Origin of the sequence: Janthinobacterium sp. GW458P, assembly GCF_002127585.1 — a bacterium.
In the GTDB taxonomy this organism is placed as follows: Bacteria; Pseudomonadota; Gammaproteobacteria; order Burkholderiales; family Burkholderiaceae_D; genus Janthinobacterium.
The window spans coordinates 1-10,156 of sequence record NZ_NEGZ01000093.1; the positions used below are offsets into that span (position 1 = coordinate 1).

The 10,156-nt window shown below is 67.1% G+C and carries 9 protein-coding genes; 6 read left to right on the forward strand and 3 right to left on the reverse strand.

What is annotated here, in order from left to right; genetic code table 11:
- Together CBW50_RS27310 and CBW50_RS27315 are read left to right on the forward strand one after the other, a co-directional pair.
- Positions 1–309: winged helix-turn-helix domain-containing protein (locus CBW50_RS27310; protein WP_172404918.1), on the forward strand; the 309-nt coding region annotated here is incomplete at its 5' end.
- Positions 306–977 (forward strand): LuxR C-terminal-related transcriptional regulator, encoded by a 672-nt coding sequence (locus tag CBW50_RS27315; protein WP_086148407.1) that lies wholly within the window; start codon positions 306–308, stop codon positions 975–977. The genes CBW50_RS27310 and CBW50_RS27315, both read left to right, overlap by 4 nt.
- On the opposite strand, the gene CBW50_RS27320 is transcribed toward CBW50_RS27315, so the two are convergent.
- The 3 genes from CBW50_RS27320 to CBW50_RS27330 all read right to left on the reverse strand — a co-directional run bounded on the left by CBW50_RS27320 (position 974) and on the right by CBW50_RS27330 (position 5,443).
- Entirely contained in the window at positions 974–1,372 is a 399-nt protein-coding gene (locus CBW50_RS27320; RefSeq protein ID WP_086148408.1) for a protease inhibitor I9 family protein, read from the reverse strand. The two genes, CBW50_RS27315 and CBW50_RS27320, sit on opposite strands and share 4 nt — an antisense overlap.
- A gap of 116 nt (positions 1,373–1,488) precedes the next feature.
- The gene (locus CBW50_RS27325) at positions 1,489–4,641 is read right to left on the reverse strand and encodes a S8 family peptidase (protein WP_086148409.1); all 3,153 of its coding nucleotides are present in this window, start codon (positions 4,639–4,641) and stop codon (positions 1,489–1,491) included.
- A 43-nt stretch (positions 4,642–4,684) separates the two neighbouring features.
- The gene (locus CBW50_RS27330) at positions 4,685–5,443 is read right to left on the reverse strand and encodes an NF038120 family PEP-CTERM protein (protein WP_086148410.1); all 759 of its coding nucleotides are present in this window, start codon (positions 5,441–5,443) and stop codon (positions 4,685–4,687) included.
- A gap of 475 nt (positions 5,444–5,918) precedes the next feature.
- Here CBW50_RS27330 and gspG point away from each other — a divergent pair, with 475 nt between their 5' ends.
- Genes gspG through CBW50_RS27350 form a run of 4 tightly spaced genes read left to right on the forward strand, consistent with a single transcriptional unit; the run spans position 5,919 to position 10,121 of the window.
- Positions 5,919–6,362 carry a type II secretion system major pseudopilin GspG gene (gene gspG, locus CBW50_RS27335; RefSeq protein WP_086148411.1) on the forward strand — a complete coding sequence of 148 codons (444 nt, stop codon included), beginning with the start codon at positions 5,919–5,921 and terminating at the stop codon, positions 6,360–6,362.
- A 36-nt stretch (positions 6,363–6,398) separates the two neighbouring features.
- Positions 6,399–7,604 (forward strand): type II secretion system F family protein, encoded by a 1,206-nt coding sequence (locus tag CBW50_RS27340; protein ID WP_086148412.1) that lies wholly within the window; start codon positions 6,399–6,401, stop codon positions 7,602–7,604.
- Positions 7,601–9,298, forward strand: coding sequence for a GspE/PulE family protein (locus CBW50_RS27345; protein WP_226936447.1), 1,698 nt, complete (start codon positions 7,601–7,603; stop codon positions 9,296–9,298). Before CBW50_RS27340 ends, CBW50_RS27345 begins: the two co-directional genes overlap by 4 nt.
- A complete protein-coding gene (locus CBW50_RS27350; protein WP_139842670.1) occupies positions 9,291–10,121 on the forward strand; it encodes a hypothetical protein in 831 nt (276 codons plus the stop codon). Before CBW50_RS27345 ends, CBW50_RS27350 begins: the two co-directional genes overlap by 8 nt.
- Positions 10,122–10,156 lie beyond the last annotated feature (35 nt).

A 10,156-nucleotide genomic window follows, 5' to 3' on the forward strand; every position in this document is an offset into this window, starting at 1 on the left:
GGCCCGGCGGCGCTGCGTCTCGACCCGCACACGCTGCGCGTGACGGCGGGCAGCGTGCCCGTCAGCCTGGGCCGCGTGGAATTCAAGCTGCTGCATTTCCTCATGGATCATCCGGGCCGGGTGCACAGCCGCGCGCAGCTGCTGGACCAGGTGTGGGGTCATGCCGCCTACCTCGACGAGCGCACGGTCGACGCCCACGTGGGACGGCTGCGGCAGGCTTTGCTGCCGGGCGGTTGTGGCCATCGCATCGAAACCGTGCGCGGCAGCGGCTACCGCTACCTGGCGTATGACGGGGCCGTCTGCGCATGATGCTGCTGACGGGGCGGGAACAGGAATACCTGCTGCATGCGATTCTGGGGGCGCACGGCATCGCCGCGCCCAGCGATTTTTTCCTGTGGAGCCAGGGGCCGCTGCAAACGCTGTTGCCGCACGACATATTAATCTGCGCGCAGCTGGACGCCGACGGGGCCGTGCTGCGCAGCGAAGGCTGGCACAGCATCGCGCCCGATCAGGCGCGGCTGCGCGAGCGCCAGGACCGGCTGGCGCGCCTGGCGCTGGCCTGGCGCGCGGGCGGCCAGAGGGCGGGCGTCATCGATGGCGTGCTGGTGCACGGCAGCGCAGGCGAGGCGGGCGGCAGTTTTTTTGCCCTGTTCGCCATGGGGGCCATGGATGCGGCGCGCCAGGCGTATGCGCTGGAACTGCTGCTGCCGTATCTGCATGTGCACTGGCTGGCGCTGCCAGGCAGCCAGCGTGCGCCCCTGGCCGGCCCCGCCGCCACGCGCGCGGCCAGTGCGCGCGAACGGGAAGTGCTGCATTGGGTGCGCGAGGGCAAGAGCAATGACGAGGTGGGGCAAATCCTCGGCATCAGCGGCGCCACCGTGAAAAGCCATTTGCAGCGCATCTACAAATTACTTGGCGTGAGCAACCGCACGCAGGCCGTATCGCGCGGCATCGCGCTGCGCCTGCTCAGCCATTAGCGCTGGTCCTGCACCCTGGCGTTGCCGCCCCCCTCTTGCGTGTGTTCGACGGTGCCGGGCGACACCAGCGCCACGTCCGGGCTCGCTTGCAGGCGCGCCACTTCGTCCGCCGTCAGCATGGCGGCAAAGCCGTTGAAGGCCGCCGTATAGCGGTATTGCACGGGGGCATCGGGCACCAGCGCCAGCACGGCGCCTTGCTGCGCTTCCAGCCGGGCCGCGTAGCGCCGCGCGGCGTCGCTGTTGGTATCGAGCCCATGCACGCCGTCCGCCAGCGAGGCCAGCGGCGGGGCGCGCAATTGCACCAGATAGGGTAGGCGCGGCGCGGCGGCCTGCGCCGCGACAGGCAGCGCATGGATGCCGGCGATGATGGTCATGCTGAGGCGAAATACGGACATGCAAGCTCCCTTGGCGCGTGGCGGACGACCGGCCTTTCATGCGCCGATTGTACGCGCGTCGCGCATAAAAAACGCGCCCCGCAGGGCGCGCCGTATGACCGCTTGGAACGATAGCCTTACAGCTTGGCGTCCGCTCTCACGTTGCGCTGGCTGGGGACGGCCAGCGGCAGCGGGTTGTTGGTCTCCACCGACAGCACGGTGGTGGACGCTGCCGCGTTGTTGCCATCAAGAAAGACCACGCCGCCCAGGTAGCGCTTGCCCGTTTCCAGCCCCGACCAGCTGACGCCGGCCGTGGCGCTGCCGCCCACGTACACCTTGCTGGGCAGGGTGGCTTTCAGGTTGCCGCCCTTGTCGGCTGTCGTGACGACGGCCGACGACAGGCCGAAGCCCGTCGACACGCCATTTGCCACTTCGTAGCCGATCACGCACACCTTGTAGCTGCCTGCCGCCGGGGTGGTCAAGGTAATAGACTCGTTCGAACCGGCCGTGGCCGAGGTGGCGACGGTTGCGCCGGTACTGTTGAGCAGCAGCAGGTCGAGGTCATTGCCGGCGCCCTCCGTGGTGTCGCGGTCGAAAATTTCGAAGCGCGCCACGACCGTGCTGGCGGGAATGCTGACATTGACCGCGCGCACGCCGCTGCCGCCCGCTTTGCACGCGGCAGCCATTTGCTCCAGCGTGTCGACGCTGCCCGGCGCGGCCTGGCTGATGGTTTGCTCGCTGCGCGCCACTTCCTTCAGGCCGCCCGTTGCCGCGCCGACCTTGCCGGCAAAGCCGGTGGACAGCGTCAGCGAACGCAGGCCGCTGACCTTGTCGGCCTGCAGCAATGCCGGCGACTGCACCGCGCGGCCCGAGCGGGCCGTGACGGGGCTGCGCACCGTGTGCACGCCGTCGCTCCACACGAGGGCGCCATACTGCCAGGCGTTGTCCGGCGCCGTGGTGCGCGTCAGCGTCACGGTGAAGGACTTGGTTTCGCCGGGCGCGAGCGCCAGGGTGGCAGGCGAAACCGCCACGCTGTAGCCGCTGACCGAGGCGCTGGCCGTGTAGGTGGCGCTGCTGCTGCCCACGTTGGTGACGCGGCGCGTCACCGTTTGCGTGCCCAGCACGTTGCCGATGGTGATCGACGGCATGTTCAGGTTGTAGCCGGCCAGGGTGCCGCCCGCGCATTCGGCCGTCATGCCGACGCCGCACATGTATTTTTTGTAGTCGGCCAGGCTGGCGTCATACACGAGGCCGGGATCGGCGGCCTTGTTCGGCGTCACGTGGCCGGCGCCCTGGCCCCAAGGCAGGATGCCGCGCGCGTCGCCCGCCTGAACGTCGGGCAGGGTGGTGCTGCCGGTCGTCATCAGGGCCGATTTGATGGCGGCCGGGCTCCAGTCCGGATGCTGTTGGCGCAGCAGGGCGGCCAGGCCGGCCACGTGCGGGCTGGCCATCGAGGTGCCTTGCAGGAAGATGTAGGCTTGCGGCGGCACCAGGCTGCCATCCTGCACGGCGTCGCGCTGGGCGCGCGACAGGGCAGGCGTGCCGCCGGCCAGGATGTCCACGCCAGGGGCCGTGACGTCCGGCTTGAGCAGGTTGGCGTCGTACAGGTTCGGGCCGCGTGACGAGAAGTCGGCCACCACGGGGGCGGCGGGGCCGTTGCCGTTGGTGACGAAACGCGAGATGGCGGCCGTGGCCGTGCCCGTTTGCGCCTGGGCATTGATCAGCGCGCCATCGGCGGCGCTCACGTGCACGGCCGGCAGCACGTGCGGGTCGGACACCAGACCGATGCCCGTGTCGACCAGCACCATGCCGGCGCCGCCCGCTTCGAGCACGGCGACGCCCTTGTCGGTGCGCGCCGTGGTGCCGCGCAGGCAGCTGACGACCTTGCCGGCCACCTTGGCAGGGTCCAGCAGGGCCACGCCGCCGTTGTCGCCGGCGCGGTAGCACAGCGCCAGTTTTTGCGCATCGGCGCCGGGCAGGCCCGCATCCTGGGCGCGGATCAGGGTGGTGGCCGGCAGCGGGTTGTAGTTGAGCGAGGCGCCCGTGTAGCTGGCGCCGTTGCTAAGAGTCAGTTTGGCCTGGTTGGCGCGGTTGTGCGTCGAGGCGGCCACGGTGGTGATCCATGGGCTGACGTGGGCCACGGTGTTGGCCGGGCCCGCATTGCCGGCGGACGCGGCAACGAAGACGCCGGCGTTCGACGCGTGCAGGAACGCTTGCTCGACCGGGTCGTTGACGCTGCCGCCGCCGCTGATCGAGTAATTGATCACATGCACGCCGTCGCGCACGGCTTTTTCGATCGCCGCCACGCTGTCGCCGCCGTAGCAGCCGTTCTTGGCGCCCGTCGGCTGGGTGGCCAGGTTGTACGACCAGCACACTTTGTAGACGGACAGGCGGGCGCGCGGCGCCACGCCGGAAATGGCGCCCAGCGGCGAGCCGCTGACGGTGACGGGCACGCCCGCATTGCCGCCCGCGGTGGACGAGGTATGCGTGCCGTGGCCGCCTTCGCCATTCGGGTCGCCGATCGAATCGCGCGGCGAGGTGTATTCGCTCCAGTGCTGGATCTTGTCCGTCTCGGTCAGGCGCACGGCGTTGAAATACTGCGCGCCGAGCAGCTTGTTATTGCAATGGTCTTGCGTAAAGCCTTCGCCCGTCTGGCAGCTGCCTTTCCAGGCGGCCGGCGCGGCGCCGTAGGCCAGCGTGGCGTTCGGGTCGAAGGTCGGGGCGCCGTTGGCGTCGACCTTGTCCGCATACGACAGGTTTTCCGGCCACACGCCGCCGTCGACGATGCCGATGATGATGTCTTCTCCCGCATGCTGCTTGCCGCCCAGCTGGCTCCACAGGCCGCCCGGCTGGTCCAGTCCCAGGAAGGTGGGCGTGTAGTTCGTCAGCAGGGCGCGCGGCTCGTCGGGGGCGATGCTGGCCACTTCGCCGCTGGCCTGCAGCTGGCGCACCTCGGCGTCCGTCAGCAGGGCGGAGAAACCGTTGAGGACGATCTTGTACTGGTATTGCACGGGCGCGGCGGCGACGAGCGCCTGCACGCGGGCCTGTTTCTGTTCGAGGTAGTCGCCGTACAGCTGCACTTGCGCGCTGGCCAGGTCGAGGCGGCCGCCGGCGGCAGGCTGGGTGGCGCCCAGACCTTCCACCGAGCCGGCGTAGGAAGCGATCGGTTTGTCGGTCAGTTGCACGATGTAGGGACGGCGCAGGTCGTCGGCGTGGGCCTGGAAGCTGAGGCTGGCAAACAGGCTCAGCACGGCGAGCGAAATGGGACGCAAGGCGGGACGGAATGTCATGTCGGGTTTCCTGGTGACGGTAGCGGGAATCGAAAAGGGGAGATCAGGCTTGCTGGCGGCGGCGCGCCGCGAAACCGATGCCTGCCAGGCCCAGCAGCATCATCGCGTAGGTCGATGGCTCCGGTACCGTAGCGACGATATTGTCGAGCGCAAACTGGCCCTTGTTGCTGCTGAAGGCACTGCAACTGCCGGCCGTGTTGCAAGTGAAACCGAAGAAGGCCAGCGAGGCGAATTGCTGGCTGCCGAAATTGGCGCTGGTGTTGTAGTGCTGGAACTGAAAGTTGCCGCCGACGGGTCCGCCCAGCTGGTACGTTTCATACAGGGAAGAGCCGTCCGCATGGAAACCCTGGACGCGCAGCAGGCCGGCCACGGCCGGATAGCTGACGCCCTGGGCATAGCCGATGAAGCTGGCATCGAAGCCTTTCAGGCTGACGCTGCCGCCGTAGTGCGCTGGGTTGAGATAGACGACGCCGTCGTTGAGCGACGCATAGTAATTGCTCGTATTATTGGTCGGGCACGCCATGCCGCAGGCGGCCGGGTCCGTGCCGTCGAAGACGGCGCCGACCAGGTCGCCATAACTGGCGCCCGGCACATTCGAGGCGCCCGTCAGCAGGAAATTGTAGAATTCCAGGGAGCCGCCGTGGCCGACGAACTGGCTGTCGAGATTATCGAAGTTGATCACGTCCGCGACGGCGGCGGGCGCCCAGGCGGCGGACAGGGCCAGGATGGCGGCGCCAGTCCACTGCTTGGCCGAGAAAGGACTTGCTGCGGCAGCTATCTGCGTATGCACAATACGAGTCATGAGTTTTCCCTTGATGATTATGTCGGATGCAATATGGTTTGCGTCTTGGAGGCTCTCTCCTGCGCGGCCGGATAGGATTAATGCGGACCAATGCGTAGAAAATTGATTTTTACTATAGCAAAAGAGGCAATTTCATTGTTTGATATTCTTGCAAATTTAATTTGAAAGTTACAAATAATGAATGAATAAAATTCATCATTTACTATGAATTGGTAACCAGGAGTAGATGGTTTCCGCATTGAAAATAGTTGAGTAATTGACCAGCCTGTCAAGCGCGCGCGGCGCCATGGCTGTTTCGCGCACACTGGAAGGTTTCCGCAGGAATTTGTTGTTCACAGTGCAAAGAAAAGATTGTATTAACCATAACCGGCATGGTAGGCTGATAAGCATCAGGCAAGCGCGTGTCGCCCGTGCGTGGCCATCAGTTGCGCGCAGCGACGCAATGTATTGAAGGTAGGCAATAAGGAGTTACCGGATGCATGCAGCACACAGGCAGAACTTGACAGCGGCGCGCCGTGCGCGTGGCTTTACCTTGCTCGAATTGCTGGTTGTTATCGTGATCATCGGCTTGCTGGCGGCCTATGTCGGACCCAAATATTTCGCCCAACTGGGCAAATCGGAAGTGACGGTGGCCAAGGCGCAGATCGAGGCGTTCGAAAAGTCGCTCGACACCTACCGCCTCGACGTGGGCCGCTATCCCACCACGGAAGAAGGCCTGGCCGCGCTGCTGGCCGCGCCGCCGGCCGCCGGCACGCGCTGGAACGGTCCCTACCTGAAGAAAAGCGTGCCGCTCGACCCGTGGGGCCATGCCTACCAGTACCGCGCGCCCGGCAGCAAGGGCGAGTATGACATCGTCTCGATGGGCAAGGACGGCCAGCCCGGCGGCAGCGGCGAGAATGCCGACATCAGCTCGCAATAGCGCCAGCGCCACCTTTTACCAGACGGATACGCCAACATGCAGTTTGAAGTGCGCGCGCTCTCCACGGACGGGGCGGTAGCAACCCTGTCGACGTGCGTGATCGATGGCCGCGACGAAGCAGACGCGCGCCGCCAGGCCGAGGCGCGCGGCCTGTTCGTCAGCGCCATCCGCCCCGTGCGGGCCACGCCGTTCAGCGCCGCCGGGCGCCAGCGCGCGCGGGCCTTGCCGCTGCTGCTGTTCAGCCAGGAATTGCTGGCGCTGCTCAATGCGGGCCTGGGCATCGTCGAGGCGCTGGAAGCCTTGCTGGAAAAGGAAGCGTCGCCGGCCACGCGCAGCGTGCTCACGCGCCTGCTGGAAGGCTTGCGCGAAGGCAAGCGTTTTTCCGCCGTGCTGGGCGAGCAACCGGAGCTGTTTCCCCCCTTGTATATCGGCATCGTCAGGGCGGCCGAAGGCACGAGCGACCTGCCGCGCGCGCTGTCGCGCTACATCGACTACCAGCAGCGCATCGACACGGTGCGCGCGAAAATCGTCAGCGCCGCCATTTATCCGGCCATCCTGCTGGCCGTGGGCGGCGGCGTCAGCGCCTTCCTGATCAGCTATGTGGTGCCGCGTTTCGCCGAGGTCTACCAGGGCGCCGGGCGCAACCTGCCGTGGATGTCGCAAGTGATGCTCAGCTGGGGCCAGTTCGTCACGCAGCACGGCCTGTTGCTGTTGCTGGCACTGGCGTTCATCGGCAGCATCGTCGTCACGGCCGCGCGGCGCGCGCTGCGCAACGGCGGCGTGGCGCGCCTGCTGGCCAGGCTGCCCGGCATCGGCGAGCGCGTGCGCATCTATGAACTGTCGCGCCTTTACCTGACCCTGGGCATGCTGTCCGAGGGCGGCATCACCATCGTGCAGGCGATTGCCACCGTGCAGGCGATGGTTTCGCCGCGCATGCAGGCATCCTTGCAGCAGGCGCGCGCGGCCATCGAGGCGGGCCAGCCGCTGTCGTCGGCCTTTGAGCAGCATCAACTGACGACGCCGATTTCGCTGCGCATGCTGCGCGTGGGCGAGCGCACGGGCGACATGGGCCCCATGCTGACGCAGTCGGCGGCCTTCTACGACGGCGAAATCAGCCGCTGGATCGACCGTTTCACGCGCACCTTCGAACCCTTGCTGATGGCCGCCATCGGCCTGGTCGTGGGCGCCATCGTGATTTTGCTGTACATGCCCATCTTTGACCTTGCCGGCGATATTTCATGATGCCCACCGCTACCGAATCCGTGATGGCCATCGACCCCGCGCTGCTGCAGCAGGCGCGCGCCCTGTGCCGCCAATCGAAGCGCAGCCTGGTCGAGGAATTGCAGCACCTGAGCGGCGTCGACGCGCGCGCCGTGGTGCGCGAGCTGGCGCGCCCGTTCGGCCTGGACGTGCTGGAAACGGCCGACATGCTGGCCTATGCTCCCGCTTTCGAAGTGCTGCCCCTGTCGCAGGCGCTGGCGCGCCACAGCGTGCTGCTGCGCGGCGCCGATGGCCGGCTGGTGGGCGTGATCGCCGACCCCTTCGACCTGGACCTGCAAACCTGGCTGAATGCGCGCGCAGGGCAGGGGGGCGTGAGCATCCGCCTGGCGCTGCAGGCCGACATTGCCGCCTACCTGTCGAAGCAGGAGGAATCGGCGCGCGCCGTCGACAGCCTGCTGCCCGGCGCGGCGAACGATGCGCGGCGCGACGGCAAGACGGCGGCCGTGCTGTCGTTCGCCAGCGTCTCGGAAGCGGCCAGTCCGGCCGTCAAGCTGGTCAACTCGACCTTGTATGACGCGCTCAAGGCCGGCGCTTCCGACATCCACCTGGAAAGCACGGCCGGCGGCCTGGCCGTCAAGTACCGCGTCGACGGCGTGCTCGATCACGCCACCGCCGTCAACGGCATCGAGGTGGCCGAGCACATCATCTCGCGCCTGAAAGTGCTGGCCGAACTCGATATCGCCGAGCGCCGCGTGCCGCAGGACGGCAGCTTCCGCGTCGAGTCGGGCGGGCGCGAAATCGACTTGCGCGTCTCCATCATGCCCAGCATCCATGGCGAGGACGCCGTCATCCGCATCCTCGACAAGCGCGCCATGATCGAGGCCTACGGCGCCCTGACCCTGGAAGCGCTGGGCTTTGACGCGCCGTCGCTCGAAGCCCTGCGCGCGCTGGCGCAGGAAGCCTACGGCATGCTGCTCGTCACCGGCCCCACGGGCTCGGGCAAGACGACCACCCTGTACGCGGCGCTGACGGAAATCCACAACGGGCGCGAAAAGATCATCACCATCGAAGACCCCGTCGAATACCAGCTGCCCGGCATCCTGCAGATACCCGTCAATGAAAAGAAGGGTCTGACCTTCGCCAAGGGCTTGCGTTCGATTTTGCGCCACGACCCCGATAAAATCATGGTGGGCGAGATCCGCGACCGCGAAACGGCGGAAATCGCCGTGCAGTCGGCCCTGACGGGTCATCTGGTGCTCACGACCGTGCACGCGAACAATGTCTTCGACGTCTTCGGTCGTTTTACCCACATGGGCATCGACCCGTATGCGTTTGTTTCGGCCCTGAACGGCATCTGGGCCCAGCGCTTGATCCGCACCAACTGCCCCCATTGCGCGGTGGAGTACACGCCGGACGACGCAGAGCTGGCCAGCGTGGGCCTGGCGCGCGCCGATGTTGATGCATATCAATTCAAACAGGGCAAGGGCTGCGGCGACTGCCGCGGCACGGGCTACAAGGGACGCCGCTCGATCGCCGAGATACTCGTGCTGACCGATGAAATCCGCGAACTCATCGTCGATAAAAAACCGATCCGCCAGATCAAGGCGGCCGCGTATGCGAACGGCACGCGCAGCCTGCGCCTGGCGGCGCTGGAGCTGGTCAAGCGGGGCGCCACCACCATCGCGGAAATCAAGAGGGTCACCCTGCATGCGTAGAGGTTACGGAATAGGGCTGCGCCTGGGCGTGGCGGCGGGCAAGGTGAGCCTGTGGCGCAGCAGCCGCTGGCGCGCGCCCGCCTGGACGCCGCTGGGCGAGGCGGCGTATGCGCAAGACCTCGATCTGCACGGCGATTTTGCCGCCCTGGGCCGGGCGCTGGCGCAGTTGCTGGACCGCTTGCTGCCGGCCGGCGAGTACGCGGGCTGGCCTCTGTCCGTGGTGCTCGACGATGCTCTGGCGCGCCTGTGGCAGGTGGATCTGCCGCAAGGCGCCACGCGCCTGGCCGATATCGAGGCCGCCGCCGCGCTGCGCTTCCAGTCGCTGTATGGCGATGCGCCGGGACTGTGGCACAGCAGCATCGCCTGGAGTGCGGACGCGCCATTCTGCTGCGCCGTGCCGCGCGCGCTGCTGGCGCAGCTGACCCGCGCGACCGACGCCCGCAAGCTGGCCCTGATCTTTATTACGCCGCAATTCGCGCGCCACTGGAACCGCTGGCACGGCGCCTTGAAACCGGGCGCCTGGTTCGGCCAGCTGCAGGAGAACGTCTTGACCCTGGGCGTGCGGCACGCTGGCCGCCTGCTTGCCGTGCGCGCGCTGCCCGTGCCGCAGGATGCAGGCAGCGACTGGCTGGCGCAGACGCTGGCGCGCGAGGCGCTGCTGCGGGGCGTGCCCGCACCGGCGCTGCTGCAGCTGTGCGGCGCGCCGCCGCCCGCATGGCTGATGCCGGCGAAAGCGTTCCACTGCCAGATGCTTTCCACGCCGGACGGGGAAACCGCCTTGTCGCCGGCCGCGCGGCTGGCGCGCAGCGGAGGCCTGGCATGACGCGTCTCGATATCGATTTCGCACCACCAAATTGG